Genomic DNA, 18,632 nt, shown 5'->3' on the forward strand with positions numbered 1-18,632 from the left:
TGACGCGCTCAGCCGGCCATGTGGCGGCGCACCGTTTTCCACTCCTGCCAGATCAGCCACATGACGACCGCATCGAACACGGTCAGCGCGAGCAGGCCGGGCGAATGCGTGTAGGAGTAGCGATAGACCTGGTAGGCCATGAAGGCGCCGAGCGCCACCAGCGAAGCCGGGTAGGACCAGAGCTTGCCGCGCAGCAGGCCGATGACCAGCAGAAGCTTGATCAGTCCGTGGCTGAGCAGGTAGAAGGCATAGAATTCCTTGCTCGCGACGGAGAACCCGGCGGCCATCCGCGACAAGTGGCTGGCAATCAAGTCGTTGGGATCCTCGACCAGTTCCTCCTGGGTGAACATGTTGACCCAGGAAGCGATGGTTTCGGTGGTGACGAGGTAAAGCAGGATGCCGCCGACGCACTCGATCAAGGCATGGGCACCTTTTAGCCATACACTGACCTCAAAGAGCTGGTGAATGCGATGCTCGCTGGCGGGCTTCAACGATCGACCTCACGATAGACCAGGGAAATCAAGCTAGAATGGACGTTTCTCTCACGCACTGGATCAACTCGGCTGCCGGCATCAGCCCACTCCTTGATAAGACAATGATTGCCATCTCACAAATAGGCGTCCCGCTGATGGTGATTGCGGTCGCCTTGCAATGGTGGTCGAGGACCGACCGCGCCCATGTGCGCCATGCCTGCCTGTCCGCCGGCCTTTCCTTCCTTCTCGGGCTGGCGATCAACCAGGTCATCCTGCTGTTCGTCCAGAGGATCAGGCCTTACGACGCCGGCGTCACGCATCTTTTGATCGCGCCCAGCGTCGACTGGTCGTTCCCGTCCGACCATGCGACCGCCAGCATGGCCATCGTCGCCGCCTTCGCCATGCAGGCGGTGCCGCGCCGCACGCTTGCCTTGCTTATCATGGCCGTGCTGATCTGCTGGTCGCGGCTGCATCTCGGCATCCACTATGTCGGTGACGTCGCCGGCGGCGCCGCTACCGGGATCGCCGCCGCCCTGGCCGTGCGGCTTTGCTATCGCGAGAATTCGCGGCTGGACGCCTTCGCCACGAGGGTCCTTTAGAGCAATTCCAGGAAAAGCGCGTAGCGGTTGGGCTCGGCGCCTTCACGATAGCCTTGCGTCGGAATTGCTTGAGAACAAAGGGCTAAAGCGGTTCGGCGGTTCTATCAAGCGCTGAACCGCTCCAGAGAGGTCGGCTCCGATTCCGTCGGCGAACATCACAAAAGTGACGCGCCCGCCCCGCTATATGCTAGGCTCATGCCGCCAAAACAGGGTTCATCGTTATGGACGCCAGCGAATTGCAGGCCATAGGCGACACGCTGATGCGCCTCGTCACCACCGACATGACGCCGAAGGAACTGGTCAAGGCGGTGCGCAAGGAGCACCCCGACGCCAAGAAGAAGGACATCGCCCGTGCGGCCTTCCACGCCATCATCGCCAATGCCGACCAGGACCCCGGCAAGTCGCGCAACCTCCAGGCCTTCGCCCTTGCCGAGCGCACCCAGCAATCGGAATAAATTGCCGCAAATTGTAGCGTTGGCTTTGCCGGAAATTTAATAAGCGGTTTCTAATATAAATGCCCGACCGGCAGTGGCCCCCAACCGGTAATTGAGTCCATGACGAAAAACCTCGGCAATGCCAAACCCAGCGCTCCCGCCAAGGAGATAAACCCCTCGCTGTTCAACAAGGCGGCGCCGGCGCTGTTTCCGCTGGTCGTCGCGGCGGTCGGCTATCTCGTCGGCCGGCATTTCTTCGGCTTTTGATGCAGCCGGCTTCGCCTTATTTTCCAGTCGATCCAATCGCAATTGGTCGCCTCGGCCATGCCCCTTGCAGCTTTGGTCCTAGGGCCTAGGTCGTTCTTGTCCTTGCGTGGGCGCAAGCGCATGCTCATGACAGCCGGCGGCCTCGCAAACTCCGGTCAGGCCCGGCCGCCGAACCCAGTATCACCCCCCCAAGGCTGCCGGGCCGCCGCCGTGCCCCAAGTTTGTGCCGGCTCCAGCATGGCGCGGCAGCGTGCCTGTTCTACGACAAATCGTTTTTATTCAGCAGGCTTCGCAAATGTACTGAATATTGGCGAGTGCCTTTGCACTAAAGGCCAATCAGGTCCGCTTTTTCGACAGCCTCGAGCGCTCTAGATCATATTGGATCGGAGGGAGCCAATTCTTCGGCTAAGGAGCAGGAGCTGTATATGGTAACGGACGAGCCAGACAGTGTCCGCGTAAAGGCGATCAATGGCCAATGGATCGTGCGCATCGTCGAAGGCGGCAGGCTGACGCAACAAGTGTTCGACGTTCACGCGCAAGCCGAGACCTTCGCCGAGGAGGAGCGGTTGCGACTGGGGCTGCCGGGAGAACCGCCGGCCGAGGAGCCGGCCGGGCCGTTGCTGCGCGGCGGCGAGGTGGGTTGACATCATCATCGAGGTTCGTGGCGCGTCAAATGCGCTGCTGCGCTCGTCTGGTTTGCGCTTCCTCTCAAAATGCGGGAACAATCGGCGCACGGAGAAACGCTGCCGATGTGCAATCTTTACAACATCACCACCAGCCAGGAGGCGATCCGCCAATGGACGCGCGCGTTGCGCGACATAACCGGCAATCTGGAGCCGTCGCTCGACATCTATCCCAACCAGCCCGCGCCGGTGGTGCGCAACGGCGCCGACGGTAGTCGCGAACTCGCCAGGCTGCGCTGGGGCATGCCGACGCCGCCTGAGCGGGTGCGCGGTAACGCCGATCCCGGCACCACCAACATCCGTAATCCGCAATACGCCCATTGGCTGCCCTATCTCGGCGTCGAGAACCGCTGCGTGGTGCCGGTGACGAGCTTCGCCGAGCCTTCGCCAAGACCCGGGGACAAGGACCCGGAGACCGGGGTGCAGAAGAACTTCTGGTTTGCGCTGAGCGAAGATAGACCGCTGTTCTTCTTCGCCGGTCTGTGGACCCCTTGGCATGGCGTGCGCAAGGTGAAGGAAGGCCCGGGCGATCATGAGCTCTACGGGTTTCTGACCACGAGGCCGAATGCGCTGGTCGCGCCAATCCACGAGAAGGCAATGCCGGTGATCCTCACCACGCAGGAACAGACCGAGTTGTGGCTGACCGCGCCCTGGTCGGAGGCGAAGAAACTGCAGCAGCCCGCGCCGGACGATGCGCTGGTGATCGTGGAAAAGCCCGCGACGCAGATCAAGTTTCCGGCCGAGCCGTCGGCGCAGGGATCATTGTTTTAAATCGCGCGAGGTGGCGGCACTGGCTAATGCATGTCGCCCAGAAGTGTGCAGCGGTTCTGGGACAACGACATGCATCAAAACAAAGACTTAAAGCGCGTCGCCTGAATCCGTTTCAACACGACGCGCTTTAAGAGCAATCCTCACCCCCGCGCCTTTTGCAGCACCCAGATATAGCCCTTGGGCGGGTGGTCCTGGTCGACGAACTGGGTCTTCACCACCGTGTCCTTGCGGCCGCAGCGCTTGCAGCGGAAGCCGATGGCTTCGAGCGGCTTGTTCCAGCCCACCACCTTGGCCACGTCGTTCGCTCTAAATCGACCAGCGTGGTAGCAATGGCGGCATTCGACCACGAGCAGCATGTTGGCCTTGGCAGCGCGGCCGACACTGTCCATTGGTCCGGCCATCCACTATCCCCGGTCGCAATAGTCCTTGGGCAAGGGCAAGAGCCCCAGCCAGGCGGCACGGAAATCGGGTTCCTTTCCGGCCACGGCGCCCATCACCTCGTGCAGCCGCTCGACCAAACCATTAAGTCGCCAATACATTTCACCGTTGGCCTTGAGGTTGAGCTGCGCCGCCAGCACCGTCTCGCGCAGCTTCAGCGCATCGCCAATGATCGCTTCCGCGTCGGAGTGCAACAATCTGTCATAACGGCTTTTCCGTCTGCCCACCGCGGCTCTCCCTGGAAATCGAGCAACCGCCCCACCTCCCGACAAAATAGGAACCCATTCCTCGGTAAGTCAATTCCTCCTTGACATATTTGTTCCCTTTTTGTTCACTTACTAATGTAAACGGCAGGAGCAGGCGCCATGGATCACATTGTGAGGTTGGACAGCCGCCAGGAAGCTGCGCTTCAGGCGGTCGCCGAGAGCTTCATTGCCCAACATAAGGGCGACCTGGTGAAGGCGCTGAAAGAGATGATCGTGCTGAACGGCCACCTGCAGGAGCGCCTCGACGCACTTGGCGCGCCACGCCAGGCGGCGCGCTAACCAGCCTCGCGCCTGGACCCGGTACTCGGTCGCCTGGTCAAAGGGGAGCGGTGTTCCTCCGGCCGCGACCCCAGATGCTCCGCCCTGAGCTTCTCCTTCAGGCCCTTGAGCGTCTGCTCGCCGCCGGCCGCGAACTCGTCGGCGACCCGGGCGAGCTTATCGTCGGCCTTGCGGTGTTTGCTGCCCCAGGCGCCGAGCGTCGCCAGCACCGGCAAAAGGTCGATGCCGGCTTCGGTCAGGCGGTAGATCGCCTTCAGCCCGTGGGAGGGATCGTCGCTGCGGGTGAGGATGCCCTCGTCCACTAGGGTCTGCAGCCGCTCGGCCAGCGTTCGCGACGAGATGCCTTCGTCGGATTGCAGGAACGCGCGGAAATGCTTTTTCCCGGCGAAGACCAGGTCGCGGATGATGAGCAGCGTCCAGCGGTCGCCAAGCAGTTCGAGCGAGAGGCTGATCGGGCAGCCGGATCGTCCCTTGGTCGACATCAGTACGGTTCCATTTTTAAATCACTTTACTATTGACATCATTATTGCCTTGGGTCAAATGGTTCCAAAAATAAATCATTTGACCGTGAGGAGACCGGACATGAGAAAACTCATCCTGCAGATGCAGATGTCGGTCGACGGCTTTGTCGGCGCCGACGAGGATCATCGCTGGCAGCTCTGGGAATGGGGCGACGACAGCGCCTGGGATGAGGAATTGAAACAGGATTTCAATGCCGCCTTCACGACCGTCGACACCATCCTCTTGAGCCGCAGGATGGCGCAGGAGGGGTATCTGACCCATTGGGGCAATGCGGCGAGGAAACATCCGAAGGATCGCTTCTATGCCTTCGCGCAACGTATCGTCGAGGCGCAGAAGGTGGTGGCGAGCGACAAGCTCGAGGCTTCGCGCTGGGAGCGTACGCGGGTCGTCAGCGGCGACCTGCCGCCCGAGATCAATGCGCTGAAGCAGGGCGAGGGCGGCACCATCGCCGTGTTCGGCGGCGCCGGCTTCGCCTCGGCGCTGATCGCCGCCGGCCTTGTCGACGAGTTCCAGCTCTTCATCAATCCGGCGGTGCTGGGCAGCGGTCGCCGCATCTTCGACAAGGGCGGCTTCGCCCGGCTGACGCTCATCGGCTCGAAAGCCTATGCCAGCGGCATGGTGGTGAGCCGCTATGCACCGGCGGGGTGAGGGGCTGACGTCGCGCAAACTGAATCAATCCGGCAGCGCGGCTTCCTAAAGCGCGTCGCGCTGAACCGGATTCAACCGGATTCAGGCGACGCGCTTTAAGTCTTTGTTTTGATGCATGTCGTTGTCCCAGAACCGCTGCACACTTCTGAGCGACATGCATTTAGCCGCCAATTTGGCCGTGCCTTTCCCGGATCAGGCAGGCCCGCCAGCGCCAACCAGCCGAAGTTGCGCGACCGGCCGGCTGTATTGCGGCCATCCAGTGTGATCGTTGCCCATGGCGACGAACCAGCGGGCTTCGCGCCACGTCAAGCCGATAAGTACGCGGCCGGCATACTCGGCCGGCACGCCGTTGCCCGCATCGAACACTGCCCAGCTGCTGCCGGGCGGCTCCTGCACCGCGACAAACCTCATGCGAGACCCCCGTCCCGTAATGAGCGACTATTATAGCAGACGCCGATTGGCGTTCCTATGACTTGGCTCACATTGCACAGGATAAACCGGCGGCCCCCGACTGGGAGCGGGGGCCATATTGCCTGGCAAAGGTACTCAAGCAGCCAGCCTTACCGTCCCGCCTGGTCGGCGTCAGTCAGCGTGCCGAGGAAGGCGACGATGTCGTCGATCTCGGCGTCGCTCAGCGCCGGCTTGTCGCCGGGTTTCTTGCCGTTGAAGGGCGGGTCGGTGTTGAGGTTTCCCCAGTAAGCATTTGGCAGGTCGTCGAATTTGTCGACCGTGCCGTCGGTCTTCCTCGAATACCAGCGGCCTGGATCCGTGTCGCGGCTGGCATAGAAGGCCACCGCCTCGCGCAGCGTGTGGAAATAGCCATTGTGGAAGAAGCTTTTTCGCAAGGCCACGTTGCGCAGCGTCGGTGTCTTGAACCGGCCGCAATAGTCGTTGTGGCCCTTGAAGTCGGTGCGCAGCGGGCCGCACAGGCCAAGGTCGAAATAATTGGGATCGGCGTTGGCGGGGATCGCCGGATTGCGCGGCACGGCAATCGCGATCAGGCCGTAATCGGTGAATTGTGGCGGCTCGCCGTCATTGGCGGGCTCGCTCAGATGACAGCTCGCGCAATTGCCCTTGCCCTCGTCCTCGAACAGCATGCGGCCGTGCTGCTCCTGTGCGGAGAGCTGCGCCTTGCCGGCAAGGAAGGCGTCGTAGCGGCTCGAATAGGGATAGAAGTCGACGCTGCTCTGCTCGAAGGTGCCGAGCGCCTCGACGGCGGCCTCGAAGGCATCTTGCGGATGATCCAGCACGTCGGCGCCGAAGGCCGCCTTGAAGGCGTCGGCATAGGGTGCCTTGCGCAAGCTGGCGACCACCTGGGCCTCGTCCTTGTTGCCCATCTCGAAGGGCGAGAGCAGCGGGATCCTCGCCTGGTCCTTGCCGTGGTCGGCGCGGCCGTCCCAGGTCAGGCCGCCGGTCGGACCGTTGTCGACGCTCTCGTCGCCTTCATCCTCGGAATCGTAAAAATGCCCGGTGAAGGCTGGCGCTGCCTGCAAATAGCGCAGCGACGGCACCGCGCGAACGCCGGGCTGGTCGAGCCTCTCTCCGCCCGTCTCGACCGGCGTCGACGAGGCCGGTCCGAAGGCATGGTTGGGATCATGGCAGGACGAACAGGCCTGCTTGCCCGACGCCGAGAGCAAATGGTCGAAGAACATCTGCCGCCCGAGCGCCGTCAGCGCATCGGCGCGGGCAAAGGCTTCCTGGCGTGACATCGGGCCGGGGTGGGTGCTGCCCGCCGGCAGGCTGTTCGCCGGCCAGAGGATAGCGATGCCGGCTAGGGCGGCGAGCGTCCCGGATTTCAATCGTGGCATGGTGGGGCCAGTTCCGTTTGCCTTTTGCGTAGGGATGCTTTGCTACGGATTGATGACTGGTAAAGCGAAATTGCCAAGCTGGAGCACCCCTCATCCGTCCGCTTCGCGTACACCTTCTCCCACAAGTGGAGAAGGGATCGACCGCGGCCACCTCACCGCCAATCGCCAACGCTGGCGGCCGGCAGATGCGCCCGAGCAACGCACCGACCTTCTCCCCTTGTTGGAGAAGGTGGATCGGCGCGCAGCGCCGAGACAGATGAGGGGTGCTCCAGCTTGGCGCCATCCAATGAACCTGTCACAAAGCTGACAATCGCCGGCCCTAGCGTCTAAAAGTTCCTCCAGCCATTCCCCAGCCACGAGGCATTTCCAAATGATCCGGTCCTTTCTCTCCCTTTGCCTCGCCTCCACGGCGCTGGCATCGCTCACCGCTGCTGCCCAGGCGGCTCCTGCCGGCTACGACAAGATCGACACCGTCGTCGTCATCTACGCCGAGAACCGCAGCTTCGATAACCTCTATGGCGGCTTCCCCGGCGCCAACGGCCTGGCCAACGTGTCGCCCGGCCAGGCGCGCCAGCTCGACCGCGACGGCAAGCCGCTTTCCGAATTGCCGCCGGCCTGGGGCGGACTGACCGGCAAGGGCGTGACGCCGGCGGTGACGGAAGCGCAGAGCGCGCATCTCGCCAATGCCGTCTTCGCCATCGACGATCCCAAGGGCTTCAACGAGGGCACCGGCGTCATCACGCACGACCTCTGGCATCGCTTCTACCAGGAGCAGATGCAGATCGACGGCGGCAAGAACGACAAGTTCGTCGCCTGGGCCGATTCCGGCTCGCTGGTGATGGGCCACTATGACGGCTCGATCCTGCCGATGTGGAACATCGCCAGGAAATACGTGCTCGCCGATAATTTCTTCCAGGGTGCCTTCGGCGGCTCCTTCGTCAACCACTTCATGCTCGCCTGCGCCTGCGTTCCGTTCTATCCGAATGCCGACACCAGCCCGGTGAAGGGCCAGATCGCCGTCGTCGAGCCGGATGGCGTGACGCTGAAGTCGGCCGACAATTCGCCGGCCTCGGCGCTGGGCGGCGTGCCGAAATTCGCCAATGACGGTGCGATCACCCCGGACTTCTACGCCGTCAACACCATGCAGCCGCCATACCAGCCGAGCGCCAACAAGCCGGCCGAGGGCGGCGACAAGGCGCTGGCCGATCCGGCGCAGCCGACCACGCTGCCGCCGCAGCACGCGATCACCATCGGCGATCTCCTGTCGCTGAAGGGCATTTCCTGGGCCTGGTACTCAGGCGCCTGGCAAGCGGCGCTCGACGGCAAGAACGCGACGCCCGTGCCGAACTTCCAGTTCCACCACCAGCCCTTCAACTATTTCGCCGCCTATGCGCCGGGCACGGCCGCGCGAGCCGAGCACCTCAAGGATGGCGGCCTCGGCGGCACCGAGTTCATCAAGGCGATCGACGACGGCAAGCTGCCGGCCGTTACCTTCTACAAGCCGCAGGGCAACCTCAACGAACATGCCGGCTATGCCGATGTGACCTCGGGCGACCAGCATCTGGCCGACCTCGTCGCGCATCTGGAGAAGAGCCCGCAATGGCAGCATATGCTGGTCGTCATCACCTATGACGAGAATGGCGGCTTCTGGGATCACGTCGCGCCGCCCAAGGCCGATCGCTGGGGCCCGGGCAACCGCGTCCCGGCCTTCATCATCTCGCCCTATGCGAAGAGCGGCATGGTCGACCACACGCAGTACGACACGACCTCGATCCTGCGCTTCATCACCAACCGCTACGACCTGCCGGTGCTGCAGGGCATCGTCGCCCGCGACAAGGCGCTGCGCAACAACGATCAGCCGCCGATGGGGGATCTGACGGCGGCGCTCGATCTGACGAAGTGAGGCCTCGAATGCCCTGCAAAAAGGTCCGCCTCGGCGGGCCTTTTCGTGGCCCGGCGCTGCTTGGAAGGCTGGATCGCCTATGCCGTCAAGGCTGCGGGCTGCTCGAAAAGCACATGCAGTTGGGACGCCGGCATCGGCCGGCCGAACAGCCATCCCTGGACATCCGTGCAGCCGTTCTCCCTAACCAGCAGGTACTGGTCTTGCGTCTCGACGCCTTCCGCCGTGGTCGTCATACCGAGCGTGCTGCCGAGTTCGGCGACGGCCTTGACGATCGCCCGGCTTTCGCTGCTCTCGCACATTAGGCTGACGAAACTGCGATCGATCTTGATGCGGTCGAACGGAAACGACCGCAGGTAGCTCAACGACGAGTAGCCGGTGCCGAAGTCATCCATCGCGATGCTGATGCCAAGGTCGCGCAGGCTGTGGAGTGTCTGTATCGTGTGCTCATTGTGGGCCAAGAGCACCGACTCCGTGATCTCAAGCTCGAGTCGCGACGGCAAGAGGTTGGAGGCGGCGAGCGCCGAGGCAACCTGAAGCGGCAGACCCCGTTGCTTGAACTGCGCGGGCGAGAGATTGACTGCGATCCTGACCGGCTGAGGCCAAGTCGCCGCGTCGGCGCAGGCTTGCCGCATGATCCACTCGCCAAGCGCGTCGATAACCCCAGTCTCCTCCGCGAGTTGGATGAATTCTCCCGGCGGCAGCAGGCCGAGCCGCGGATGGTTCCATCGCACGAGGGCTTCGAAGCCCGTAAGCTTGGAAGTCTTTGCGTCGTGCAACGGCTGATAGTGCAGCACGAACTGATCGTTTGCCACGGCGAGCGCCAGTTCGGCTTCGAGCAGACGGCGCTCCTGCAGGCGCGCATCCATTCCTGGCTCGAACGACCGGCACGTGCCTCGGCCTTCCATCTTTGCCTTGTAGAGCGCGAGGTCGGCATTGCGGATGAGGATTTCGGAACTGTCGCCGTCATCGGGAAAGGCCGCAATGCCGATACTGGCGCCGATATTGATCTTGTGGCCCTGGATCACGAATTCGCCGGACAGCGCGTGGATGACCCGGCTTGCCAGCGCGCCGGCCTGCGCGTCGCCGTCGAACAGCAACTGGATGATAATGAATTCGTCCCCGCCGATCCGCGCCACCATCGCGGTTTCGCCGGCCTGCTGCTTGAGGCGCTTCGCCACGGCGCCGAGAAGCTCGTCGCCGATCGGATGGCCGAGCGTGTCGTTCACCGGTTTGAACCGGTCGAGGTCGACGCAGTGGACCGCCAGCTTTTCGCCCTCGCTGAGACTCCTCAGGGCCTCATCCATCGTCTCGGCCAGCAGGCCGCGATTGGGCAGTCCCGTGAGGATGTCGTGTGTCGCTAGGTGCTGGATCTCGGCCGTGCGTTCCTCCACGCGCCGTTCCAGTGTCTCGGCGGCATCCGCCTGCATCGACATTGTTCGCGCGATCGCATACCAGCACGCCAAGGCCAGCAGCGTGACGACGGCAATGGCGGCGTAGCCCGCCAGCTCGAATTCCTTCACTGATTGGACGTCGACATTGCTTTCGAACCGGCTGTTGGGAAAGCCGACCCAGAGCCGCCATGCGCTTCTGGGATCGTTAAGGGAGAGCGGGATGACTTCGGAGTAGATCAGGGCGGGATCGGGTGCTGTGAAAGATTTGCTATGCGCCGCCAGCGACGTCGACAGCCGGTGCTGGTCGGACTCGAAACCATAGTCCGAGTTGACGATGACATAGTCATTGCCAGGCAGCAGCTTGCGCAACGCCGAGGTGAGCATGATCGCCGAGACCGAGCCGCGCAGGCTGCCGTCAGCCGCAAAAACGGGAACCGAGAGAATGAAGCCCGACCGGTCGGCATCGTCACCGCTGTGGATGAAATCGGTGTTGTCGCAGGTGATCAGTTCCTTCGTGCCGATGATCGGCACGTTCAGTCCGTCGATGCCGCTCGAATCCGGATAATTCGCTTTCAGCCAGGCAAGCTGCTTGACGAGCTCATGGTATTCGTAGGTCTCGATCTCCTCGGCCGGCCGCGTCAGCTCGACTCCGCTGAGCTTGGACTGCTTTCCCGATCCGGCGGCGTCGGACCGGGCCCGCGCATTCACGATCAATTGGTCGAACTGAAGGATGGGTTCCTCGGGCTTGCCGGTTACTGGATCGAAGCGGTCAGGGTCGAAATCCAGAGGCAGGAAGTAGACTTCGGAAATGGAAACGTTGCTCGCCAGATTGTTATAGATCTGCTGGATCGTGGCGCGGCCCTCGTCGCCAAGATTCGTGCCGTGCCGGTCGAGGTTCCGAACGCTCGGCAGGTAGGCCAGCGTCCGGACATTCTCGTAAATGGCGCGCAGCGCGTCCTCGACGGTCTTGGCCGTCGCCCTGGATCCGGCCTGGGAATTCTCAAGGTAGCGCTCCCTGGCCAGGGCGAAATTGCGTTGGGAGTCGATATGCAGGGCGGCCAGCATCACAGCCCCGGTCAACAGGATCAGCACAAATCCGGTCATTCGCCTGAAGGTGCTCATCAACGACTCCATCGCCAATTGGCAAGGCATACCCCCTTGCGGTTTAGGAACCGCTAATGAGGACGCTGTCTGGGCGCAGCTGCCAGACGAGTCACCCTGCACGACTCGGCGATCTCCCGATCGCTGGACGAAATCGATCTTGCGCGAAGAAAGCGCTGGCATATGAAGTCGAAAGCGCAGGCATTGCCGTTGGGGGCCACCCCGTTTTCCGTGGCGCCGAGGCTGAAAGGATATTCGATGAGTGAACTTAAGGTTAGAACCCGAAACGTCGGCGCGCTCGCCGTCATGCCGCGGGGTGGCCTGCCCACCATAACCACCCCGACCGGCGGCGTGGTCGATGTGGTCACGCAGGTGAGCGCGCCCGGCTTCAACCCGCTCGACCTGCTCTATGCCTCATTGGCCGCCTGCATGGTGCTCAGCGCCCGCATCGCCGCCAGCCGGCTCGGCATCGCCGATAGGCTTGGCGAGGTGAGGGCGGAGGTTGGCGGCGAGAAGGCCAAGAATGAGCCCTCGCGCGTCGAGACATTCACCGTCAGATTGGAAATCACCGGCGATCTCGACGCCGCGACGAAAGAGCGGATCCTGGCGGATGCCGAGGACATCTGCACCGTCTCCAACACGCTGCGCGGCGCGCCGGCGCTTCACGCGACGCTCGGGTGAGGGCGATGGCGCATCTCTCCGCGATCGACTACGCGACCGCCTCCGAAGAAATCCGCGCCGAGCATGATCGCGAGCTCGCGCTGCGCGGCCGCATGACCAACATGAAGCGCATCCTGCTGCACTCGCCGGCCGCGCATCGCATCTACGCCGAATGGTTCACGCTGCGCGACTTGCTCAGGCCCATGCTCGACGACCGCGCCATCTGGCTGTTCTCGAAGGCGATCGCCGAGACGATGCACGCCGAGATCCCGGTGACCTTCTTCCGCCGCGCCCTGGTCGATAGTGGGCTCGATCCCGAGGCGATTGAACCTTCAGCAGACGAGACGCTGCTGATCGACTTCGCCGAGGCGATCGCGGCCGATGCCAACACCGTTCCGGACGAAACCTGGGCCGCGCTCAAGGTGCGCTATGACGAGACGCTGCTCGTCAATCTCGTCGCCTTCGCCGGCATCATGGTGGCGACCTGCGTGTTCACGAACGCGGTGAAGGTGGAGCTTGATCCAGAGCTGGAGAAGTATCGAAAGCGGTGAACCGCGTTTCCCTTCTCCCACAAGGGGAGAAGGGGAAGCCGCGCACATCTTCCGCAGGAATCGGGTGGCTCCTTCCCGTCGAGCGCCCCATCTTCGGAACACAAGCAAGCGATGGAGCCAAGCCATGACCATCCATTCCCTGAACACCAAACGCGTCAGCCGCTCCGCCGAATCCCGCGTCGCGGCGCAGGATTGGCGAGCCCTGGTGTCAGACCTCAATGCCCATGGTTGCGCCGTGATGCCGGGTCTGCTGTCGGCGGAAGAATGTGCCGGTATCGCCGGCCTCTATCCGCATAAAGAGCATTTCCGCAGTCATGTCGTGATGGCGCGCCATGGCTTCGGCAAAGGCGAATATCGCTATTTCAAGTACCCGCTGCCGGACCTGATCGAGGGTCTGCGCTCAGCCCTCTATCCGCGTCTCGCCACGATCGCCAATGACTGGAACGAGAAGATGGATGTGGCGCAGCGCTATCCCGCCGAGCACGCGGCCTTCCTGAAGCGTTGCCATGACGAAGGCCAGGTGAGGCCGACGCCGCTTCTGCTGCAATACGGCCCCGGCGACTTCAACTGCCTGCACCAGGACCTTTACGGCGCGCTCGCCTTTCCGCTGCAGGTGGCGATCCTGTTGTCCGAGCCTGGCGAGCATTTCGAAGGCGGCGAATTCGTGCTCACCGAACAGCGCCCGCGCATGCAAAGCCGCGCCGAAGTGGTGCCGCTGAGAAAAGGCGATGCGGTGATCTTTGCGGTTCACAATCGTCCGGTGCAGGGCACAAAGGGTCACTACCGAGTGAATCTGCGGCACGGCGTCAGCCGCTTGCGTTCAGGACAGCGGCATACGGTCGGGATTATCTTCCACGACGCCAAGTAGGGCGCTCCTATCTCCCCCTTGTGGGGGAGAAAGCGATTTCAACATCTTAGCGAAGCTAAGTGTTAGAAATCGCAAGAGAGGGGAAAAGCGCCGACCTCCGACAAAAGGGGCGCTGGCACCCTACGAAATCCCCTCTCTGGCATTTTCCAAGCACTTGCTCGGGGACAAGCCCGCTCGCAAATGCAGGAAAATGCTTTCTCCCCCACAAGGGGGGAGATCAGCGGCCGCGCTGCCTTCGCTAATCCCCTTCGCCTCATCCTGCGGCGTTTGCGCTCTTCCCTCCGCAGGCTCATTCGCGTATTCCCGGGCAAATCCCGCCACGTCAGCGCATTTACCCGGACCGCCCCATGATCCGTCTCGAAAATATCGGCAAGCAGAACGGCCGACAGATCGTCTTCATCGAAGCCTCGGCCGCCTTGCAGAAGGGCGAGAAGGTCGGCTTGGTCGGCCCGAACGGCGCTGGCAAGACGACGCTGTTCCGCATGATCATCGCTCAGGAGCAGCCTGACGAAGGGCAGGTCTCGGTCGATCGCGGCGTCACCATCGGCTATTTCAGCCAGGATGTCGGCGACATGGGTGGCTTGAGCGCCGTCGCCGAAGTCATGGAGGGCGCCGGGCCGGTCAGCGCGGTCGCCGCCGAGATGCGCGAGCTCGAACACGCCATGGGCGATCCGGAGCGCGCCGACGAGATGGACGCCATCATCGAGCGCTATGGCGAGCTACAGCACCGCTTCGAGGAGCTCGACGGCTATGCGCTCGACGGCCGCGCCCGCGAGGTGCTGGATGGCCTCGGCTTCAGCCAGGAAATGATGGACGGCGACGTTTCAAAACTCTCCGGCGGCTGGAAGATGCGCGTCGCGCTCGCCCGTATCCTCTTGATGCGGCCCGACGTCATGCTGCTCGACGAGCCGAGCAACCATCTCGACCTCGAAAGCCTGATCTGGCTGGAGAAGTTCCTCAAGGACTATGACGGCGCCCTGCTGATGACCTCGCACGACCGCGAGTTCATGAACCGCATCGTCAACAAGATCATCGAGATCGATGCAGGCGCTCTCACCTCCTATTCCGGCAATTACGAATTCTACCAGGACCAGCGCGCGCTGGCCGACAAGCAGTTGCAGGCGCAATTCGAGCGCCAGCAGGCGATGCTGGCCAAGGAGATCGCCTTCATCGAGCGTTTCAAGGCGCGCGCTTCCCACGCGGCCCAAGTGCAAAGCCGGGTGAAGAAGCTCGACAAGATCGACCGCGTCGAGCCGCCGAAGCGCCGTCAGACGGTGGCCTTCGAGTTCCAGCCGGCGCCGCGCTGCGGCGAGGACGTGGCGACGCTGAAGGGCATCCACAAGGCCTATGGCAGCCGCAATATCTATTCGGGCCTCGACTTCCAGATCCGCCGCCGCGAGCGCTGGTGCGTGATGGGCGTCAACGGCGCCGGCAAGTCGACGCTTCTGAAGCTGGTCGCCGGTGCCTCCGAGCCGGACGAGGGCTCCGTCGCGCGCGGCCCAAGCGTCAAGATGGGCTATTTCGCCCAGCACGCCATGGAGCTGCTCGACGGCGAGCGCACCGTCTTCCAGACGCTGGAGGATAATTTCCCGCAGGCCGGCCAGGCGCCGCTGCGCGCGCTTGCCGGCTGCTTCGGCTTTTCCGGCGACGAGATCGAGAAGAAATGCCGGGTGCTCTCGGGCGGCGAGAAGGCGCGGCTGGTGATGGCGCTGATGCTGTTCGACCCGCCCAACCTGCTTGTGCTCGATGAGCCGACCAACCACCTCGACATTACGACCAAGCAGATGCTGATCGAGGCGCTGTCGCAGTATGAAGGCACGATGCTATTCGTCTCGCACGACCGCCATTTCCTGGCGGCGCTTTCGAACCGCGTGCTCGAACTGACGCCCGACGGCGTCCACACCTATGGCGGCGGCTATACGGAATATGTCGCCCGCACCGGACAGGAAGCGCCGGGGCTGAGGAGCTAACAACCGCTCCGAGCGGCTAGCCGAAGAGTTTCGTCACAAAGCCGCCGAACCAGGCAAGCTGTGCTGCGTGGTGGGCTTCCATCAGTCGGTCCTGTTCGCCCCGGTCCTGCGCGCCGTGCGTTCCGTAGGGCGCGCCTTGCCGCTCCTGCCAGCGCCGAAAGCCGGCCGGACCCTGCTCAGCATGGAATTGCAGCGCATAGGTCGTGTCGCCGATCCGGAATGCCTGGTTGGGAAACGTCTCGCTCGAGGCGAGATGCACCGCGCCCGCCGGTAGGGCGAAGGTGTGGAAATGGTTCTGCGGCAGGAAAAGCGGCCGATCGAGGAAGTCGCCGGCCTCGGCCGTGGGCATGATCTCGAAATAGCCGAATTCCCTGACGCCGCTTTCCACCGGCCCGACATCGGCGCCCAGATGCCAGGCGATCTGCTGCGCGCCCTGGCAGATGCCGAGCAGTGGCAGGTCGTTTTCCAGGCAGTGCTCGATCAGCCCGGCTTCGTCATCGAGGAATGGATGCTTGTCGGTGTCGAAGACGTTGAACGGGCCGCCATAGATCACAGCGCCGCCGACAGCGCCTAGATCGATTGGCTCGCCCTTGAACGGCATCGCGGTCGTGATCGCATGGCCGTTCGCCGTGAGCGTCGTCTGGACATGATCGTCGCCGGGTTCTTCCGCGTGCCTGACCAGAACGATGCGCTTCATCGGAGCTCCTGCCGCTCATTTCGCGAGACTACGATAAAGCTTAGCGGGCTGTCGGGAATGTGCCAGCGTTCAGTTCCGGCTGGACGCTGGCGCGCAGCCCCGGGCTCACCCCTTCGCCAACCCGCGATCGATCAGCCGCGCCAGGCGCGCCGAAAAGGCCTTGGCGTCGGCCGGCTTGTCGCCATCGAGCACGCGCGCTTCGTCGTAGAGCAGATGCGCGGCGTCTTCCTTGAATGCCGTCTCGTCGTCGCCGAGTTTCGCCAGCGCCGCCACGCGTTCGTGGCGCGGGTTGATCTCCAGGATCGGCTTGGCGGCCTTGTCGAGCCGGCCGGCGGCGTTGAGCAGGCGCTCGAACTGGCGGTCGGGGCCATGCTCGGGCGCGACGAGGCAGACGGCGCTTTCGGTCAGCCGGTCGGAGGCTTTAACGTCCGAGACATTGTCGCCGAGCGTGGCCTTCACGAAAGCCAGGAATGTGGCGATGTCGGATGACGTCTCGCTGTCAGGCTTCGCTGCATCGCCGGGCAGCGCGACATCGGCAAGCTCGGCGGCACCCTGCGTCACCGACTTGAACGGCTTGCCGTCGAATTCCGGCGCCATCGTCACCCAGAAACTGTCGACCGGCTCGGTGAGCAGCAGCACCTCGATGCCGCGCGCGCGAAACCCTTCGAGCTGCGGCGAGGCCTCCAGCCGGGCGCGGTCGTCGCCGGCCATGAAGAAGATCGCCTTCTGGCCTTCCTTCATCGCCGCCACATAGTCGGCAAGGCTACGCCAGCCTTCGCCCGAAGCCGTCGAACGGAAGCGGGCAAGCTTCAGCAGCTGCTCGCGCCGTTCGTAATCCTCATAAAGCCCTTCCTTGAGGACGACGCCGAAATTCTCCCAGATTTTCGCATAGGCTTCCGCGTCGTTTTCGGCCGTTTTGGCGAGGTCGCCGAGAACGCGGTTGGTCACGCCCTTGCGGATCGCGGCTAGCAGGGGGCTTTCCTGGATCATCTCGCGCGAGACGTTGAGCGGCAGGTCGGCGGAATCGACCAGGCCGCGCACGAAGCGCAGGTAGCGCGGCAGGAGATCGGCATCGTCGGTGATGAAGACACGCCGCACATAGAGCTTCATGCGGCCCTTGCGGTCCTGGTCGAACAGGTCGAACGGCCGCGATCCGGGCACGAAGGCAAGCACGCTGTATTCCTGCCGGCCCTCGGCGCGGAAATGGATGGTCGAGGCCGGCTCGTCATACTGGCCGGAAATGCCGCGGTAGAAGTCGGTGTATTCTTCCGGCTTGATCTCGCTCTTTGGCCGCACCCAGAGCGCTGTGCCGTCGGCGACGTCGCGCGGCTCGGCGCCGGGTTTTTCGACGAGCGTGATCGGAACCGGCACATGGCCCGACTGCGACTTTGCCAGCCCTTCGAGCCGGTAAGGCGTGGTGTAGGAAGTGGCATCTTCCATCAAATGCAGCACGACGCGCGTGCCGCGCCTGGGCGCCGCCTCGAGCGGCGCCGGCGCGATTTCATAGGTGCCCTTGCCGTCGGACGACCAGCGGAAGGCCAGGTCGCTGCCGGCCTGGCGGCTGATCACGTCGACCCGGTCGGCCACCATGAAGGCCGAGTAGAAGCCGACGCCGAACTGGCCGATGAGCTGGGTGTCTTCGGCCGCCTTGCCGGCCTCCACGCGCTCCAGGAAGGCGCGCGTGCCGGAGCGCGCGATCGTGCCCAGCGCCTCGGCCATCTCGTCGCGGCTCATGCCGATGCCGTTGTCCTCGACGACAAGCTGCTTGTTGTCGGGGTCGGCGGAAATGGTGATGCGCGGCTTCGGATCGTCGCCCAGCAGTTCCGGACGGCTGACGGCCTCGAAACGCAGCTTCTCGCAGGCGTCCGCCGCGTTTGAGATCAGCTCGCGCAGGAAGACGTCGCGGTCCGAATAGACCGAATGCACCATGATGTGCAGCAGCCGCGAGACGTCAGCCTCGAATGTCCTGGTTTCCGTTGCCTTGGTATCCGTCGTCATTTCAGCTTTCCAAATCCTCACTCTGCCTGTCGCGCCATGCGCGTTCGGGGGTTCATCCTGCGGTTGTTTCAATTGTGTGGGCGGCCCGGATCGGACCGGCTTCGGCTAGACAATATCGGGATGGCAGGCGAAGGCAACAAGAGGTGGCGAGAGGTAGAGGGAAAGGACGGCTCGATCGAGCGCCACCGACGATGGGATGAGTGAGTGCGGCGAGGTTTACTTCGATGCTCTTTGCCGTGCTGAAAGTCTTTTTGACGGCCACGCGAGCGAAGACGATCGTGTCGCTGTATTTCGCACTTTACCCG

General features: G+C 63.3%; 21 protein-coding genes. 12 read left to right on the forward strand and 9 right to left on the reverse strand.

Annotated features, from left to right (window positions below; all coding sequences use genetic code 11):
- Positions 1-8: 8 nt before the first annotated feature.
- A complete protein-coding gene (locus tag ACWGS9_RS04630) occupies positions 9-491 on the reverse strand; it encodes a DUF2127 domain-containing protein (RefSeq protein ID WP_454504113.1) in 483 nt (160 codons plus the stop codon).
- A 38-nt stretch (positions 492-529) separates the two neighbouring features.
- On the opposite strand from ACWGS9_RS04630, the gene ACWGS9_RS04635 reads away from it, so the two are divergent.
- The 5 genes from ACWGS9_RS04635 to ACWGS9_RS04655 all read left to right on the forward strand — a co-directional run bounded on the left by ACWGS9_RS04635 (position 530) and on the right by ACWGS9_RS04655 (position 3,227).
- Complete coding sequence (locus ACWGS9_RS04635) at positions 530-1,072, forward strand: phosphatase PAP2 family protein (protein WP_454504114.1); 543 nt, start codon at positions 530-532, stop codon at positions 1,070-1,072.
- Between the two features lie 221 nt (positions 1,073-1,293).
- A complete protein-coding gene (locus tag ACWGS9_RS04640; RefSeq protein ID WP_454504115.1) occupies positions 1,294-1,527 on the forward strand; it encodes a hypothetical protein in 234 nt (77 codons plus the stop codon).
- A gap of 99 nt (positions 1,528-1,626) precedes the next feature.
- Positions 1,627-1,773 (forward strand): hypothetical protein, encoded by a 147-nt coding sequence (locus ACWGS9_RS04645; protein WP_320213934.1) that lies wholly within the window; start codon positions 1,627-1,629, stop codon positions 1,771-1,773.
- 425 nt (positions 1,774-2,198) lie between these two features.
- On the forward strand, positions 2,199-2,417 hold the full coding sequence (locus tag ACWGS9_RS04650; protein WP_320213935.1) for a hypothetical protein: 219 nt from the start codon (positions 2,199-2,201) through the stop codon (positions 2,415-2,417).
- A 105-nt stretch (positions 2,418-2,522) separates the two neighbouring features.
- Positions 2,523-3,227 (forward strand): SOS response-associated peptidase, encoded by a 705-nt coding sequence (locus ACWGS9_RS04655; protein ID WP_454504116.1) that lies wholly within the window; start codon positions 2,523-2,525, stop codon positions 3,225-3,227.
- A 140-nt stretch (positions 3,228-3,367) separates the two neighbouring features.
- Here the strand turns inward: ACWGS9_RS04655 and ACWGS9_RS04660 are convergent, their stop codons facing one another.
- A complete protein-coding gene (locus tag ACWGS9_RS04660) occupies positions 3,368-3,628 on the reverse strand; it encodes a hypothetical protein (protein WP_454504117.1) in 261 nt (86 codons plus the stop codon).
- Positions 3,629-3,631: 3 nt separating this feature from the next.
- Positions 3,632-3,892, reverse strand: coding sequence for a hypothetical protein (locus ACWGS9_RS04665; protein WP_454504118.1), 261 nt, complete (start codon positions 3,890-3,892; stop codon positions 3,632-3,634).
- 138 nt (positions 3,893-4,030) lie between these two features.
- On the opposite strand from ACWGS9_RS04665, the gene ACWGS9_RS04670 reads away from it, so the two are divergent.
- The gene (locus ACWGS9_RS04670; RefSeq protein WP_454504119.1) at positions 4,031-4,210 is read left to right on the forward strand and encodes a hypothetical protein; all 180 of its coding nucleotides are present in this window, start codon (positions 4,031-4,033) and stop codon (positions 4,208-4,210) included.
- Here the strand turns inward: ACWGS9_RS04670 and ACWGS9_RS04675 are convergent.
- A complete protein-coding gene (locus tag ACWGS9_RS04675; protein ID WP_454504120.1) occupies positions 4,207-4,692 on the reverse strand; it encodes a winged helix-turn-helix transcriptional regulator in 486 nt (161 codons plus the stop codon). The two genes, ACWGS9_RS04670 and ACWGS9_RS04675, sit on opposite strands and share 4 nt — an antisense overlap.
- 100 nt (positions 4,693-4,792) lie before the next feature.
- Here ACWGS9_RS04675 and ACWGS9_RS04680 point away from each other — a divergent pair, with 100 nt between their 5' ends.
- Positions 4,793-5,380 carry a dihydrofolate reductase family protein gene (locus tag ACWGS9_RS04680; RefSeq protein ID WP_454504121.1) on the forward strand — a complete coding sequence of 196 codons (588 nt, stop codon included), beginning with the start codon at positions 4,793-4,795 and terminating at the stop codon, positions 5,378-5,380.
- 192 nt (positions 5,381-5,572) lie between these two features.
- Here ACWGS9_RS04680 and ACWGS9_RS04685 read toward each other — a convergent pair whose 3' ends face one another.
- Entirely contained in the window at positions 5,573-5,791 is a 219-nt protein-coding gene (locus tag ACWGS9_RS04685; RefSeq protein WP_454504122.1) for a hypothetical protein, read from the reverse strand.
- A 149-nt stretch (positions 5,792-5,940) separates the two neighbouring features.
- Positions 5,941-7,188: a cytochrome-c peroxidase gene (locus tag ACWGS9_RS04690; RefSeq protein WP_454504123.1), complete on the reverse strand. Its 1,248-nt coding sequence runs from the start codon at positions 7,186-7,188 to the stop codon at positions 5,941-5,943.
- Between the two features lie 370 nt (positions 7,189-7,558).
- Between ACWGS9_RS04690 and ACWGS9_RS04695 the strand changes: the two genes are divergently transcribed.
- On the forward strand, positions 7,559-9,091 hold the full coding sequence (locus tag ACWGS9_RS04695; RefSeq protein WP_454504124.1) for an acid phosphatase: 1,533 nt from the start codon (positions 7,559-7,561) through the stop codon (positions 9,089-9,091).
- A 77-nt stretch (positions 9,092-9,168) separates the two neighbouring features.
- Here the strand turns inward: ACWGS9_RS04695 and ACWGS9_RS04700 are convergent, their stop codons facing one another.
- Entirely contained in the window at positions 9,169-11,604 is a 2,436-nt protein-coding gene (locus ACWGS9_RS04700; protein WP_454504125.1) for a putative bifunctional diguanylate cyclase/phosphodiesterase, read from the reverse strand.
- Between the two features lie 237 nt (positions 11,605-11,841).
- Here ACWGS9_RS04700 and ACWGS9_RS04705 point away from each other — a divergent pair, with 237 nt between their 5' ends.
- The 4 genes from ACWGS9_RS04705 to ACWGS9_RS04720 all read left to right on the forward strand — a co-directional run bounded on the left by ACWGS9_RS04705 (position 11,842) and on the right by ACWGS9_RS04720 (position 15,632).
- The gene (locus tag ACWGS9_RS04705) at positions 11,842-12,264 is read left to right on the forward strand and encodes an OsmC family protein (protein ID WP_454504126.1); all 423 of its coding nucleotides are present in this window, start codon (positions 11,842-11,844) and stop codon (positions 12,262-12,264) included.
- Positions 12,265-12,269: 5 nt separating this feature from the next.
- Positions 12,270-12,794 (forward strand): carboxymuconolactone decarboxylase family protein, encoded by a 525-nt coding sequence (locus tag ACWGS9_RS04710; protein WP_454504127.1) that lies wholly within the window; start codon positions 12,270-12,272, stop codon positions 12,792-12,794.
- A 124-nt stretch (positions 12,795-12,918) separates the two neighbouring features.
- Positions 12,919-13,662 carry a 2OG-Fe(II) oxygenase gene (locus ACWGS9_RS04715; protein WP_454504128.1) on the forward strand — a complete coding sequence of 248 codons (744 nt, stop codon included), beginning with the start codon at positions 12,919-12,921 and terminating at the stop codon, positions 13,660-13,662.
- 347 nt (positions 13,663-14,009) lie between these two features.
- Positions 14,010-15,632 (forward strand): ABC-F family ATP-binding cassette domain-containing protein, encoded by a 1,623-nt coding sequence (locus tag ACWGS9_RS04720; protein ID WP_454504129.1) that lies wholly within the window; start codon positions 14,010-14,012, stop codon positions 15,630-15,632.
- Positions 15,633-15,648: 16 nt separating this feature from the next.
- On the opposite strand, the gene ACWGS9_RS04725 is transcribed toward ACWGS9_RS04720, so the two are convergent.
- Positions 15,649-16,329 carry a type 1 glutamine amidotransferase gene (locus ACWGS9_RS04725; RefSeq protein WP_454504130.1) on the reverse strand — a complete coding sequence of 227 codons (681 nt, stop codon included), beginning with the start codon at positions 16,327-16,329 and terminating at the stop codon, positions 15,649-15,651.
- Positions 16,330-16,434: 105 nt separating this feature from the next.
- Positions 16,435-18,327, reverse strand: a complete 1,893-nt coding sequence (htpG, locus tag ACWGS9_RS04730; RefSeq protein WP_454504131.1) for a molecular chaperone HtpG — start codon at positions 18,325-18,327, stop codon at positions 16,435-16,437.
- Positions 18,328-18,632: the final 305 nt, after the last annotated feature.

The sequence above is a fragment of the Mesorhizobium sp. Arg314 genome (assembly GCF_053714275.1).

Coding starts and splice junctions, on each gene's coding strand:
- ACWGS9_RS04645 (WP_320213934.1), top strand. CDS start 1,627: ATGACGAAAAACCTCGGCAATGCCAAACCCAGCGCTCCCGCCAAGGAG.
- ACWGS9_RS04660 (WP_454504117.1), bottom strand. CDS start 3,628: ATGGCCGGACCAATGGACAGTGTCGGCCGCGCTGCCAAGGCCAACATG.
- ACWGS9_RS04720 (WP_454504129.1), top strand. CDS start 14,010: ATGATCCGTCTCGAAAATATCGGCAAGCAGAACGGCCGACAGATCGTC.
- ACWGS9_RS04675 (WP_454504120.1), bottom strand. CDS start 4,692: ATGTCGACCAAGGGACGATCCGGCTGCCCGATCAGCCTCTCGCTCGAA.
- ACWGS9_RS04640 (WP_454504115.1), top strand. CDS start 1,294: ATGGACGCCAGCGAATTGCAGGCCATAGGCGACACGCTGATGCGCCTC.
- htpG (WP_454504131.1), bottom strand. CDS start 18,327: ATGACGACGGATACCAAGGCAACGGAAACCAGGACATTCGAGGCTGAC.
- ACWGS9_RS04690 (WP_454504123.1), bottom strand. CDS start 7,188: ATGCCACGATTGAAATCCGGGACGCTCGCCGCCCTAGCCGGCATCGCT.
- ACWGS9_RS04710 (WP_454504127.1), top strand. CDS start 12,270: ATGGCGCATCTCTCCGCGATCGACTACGCGACCGCCTCCGAAGAAATC.
- ACWGS9_RS04725 (WP_454504130.1), bottom strand. CDS start 16,329: ATGAAGCGCATCGTTCTGGTCAGGCACGCGGAAGAACCCGGCGACGAT.
- ACWGS9_RS04670 (WP_454504119.1), top strand. CDS start 4,031: ATGGATCACATTGTGAGGTTGGACAGCCGCCAGGAAGCTGCGCTTCAG.
- ACWGS9_RS04695 (WP_454504124.1), top strand. CDS start 7,559: ATGATCCGGTCCTTTCTCTCCCTTTGCCTCGCCTCCACGGCGCTGGCA.
- ACWGS9_RS04705 (WP_454504126.1), top strand. CDS start 11,842: ATGAGTGAACTTAAGGTTAGAACCCGAAACGTCGGCGCGCTCGCCGTC.
- ACWGS9_RS04680 (WP_454504121.1), top strand. CDS start 4,793: ATGAGAAAACTCATCCTGCAGATGCAGATGTCGGTCGACGGCTTTGTC.
- ACWGS9_RS04635 (WP_454504114.1), top strand. CDS start 530: ATGGACGTTTCTCTCACGCACTGGATCAACTCGGCTGCCGGCATCAGC.
- ACWGS9_RS04655 (WP_454504116.1), top strand. CDS start 2,523: ATGTGCAATCTTTACAACATCACCACCAGCCAGGAGGCGATCCGCCAA.
- ACWGS9_RS04700 (WP_454504125.1), bottom strand. CDS start 11,604: ATGAGCACCTTCAGGCGAATGACCGGATTTGTGCTGATCCTGTTGACC.
- ACWGS9_RS04715 (WP_454504128.1), top strand. CDS start 12,919: ATGACCATCCATTCCCTGAACACCAAACGCGTCAGCCGCTCCGCCGAA.
- ACWGS9_RS04685 (WP_454504122.1), bottom strand. CDS start 5,791: ATGAGGTTTGTCGCGGTGCAGGAGCCGCCCGGCAGCAGCTGGGCAGTG.
- ACWGS9_RS04650 (WP_320213935.1), top strand. CDS start 2,199: ATGGTAACGGACGAGCCAGACAGTGTCCGCGTAAAGGCGATCAATGGC.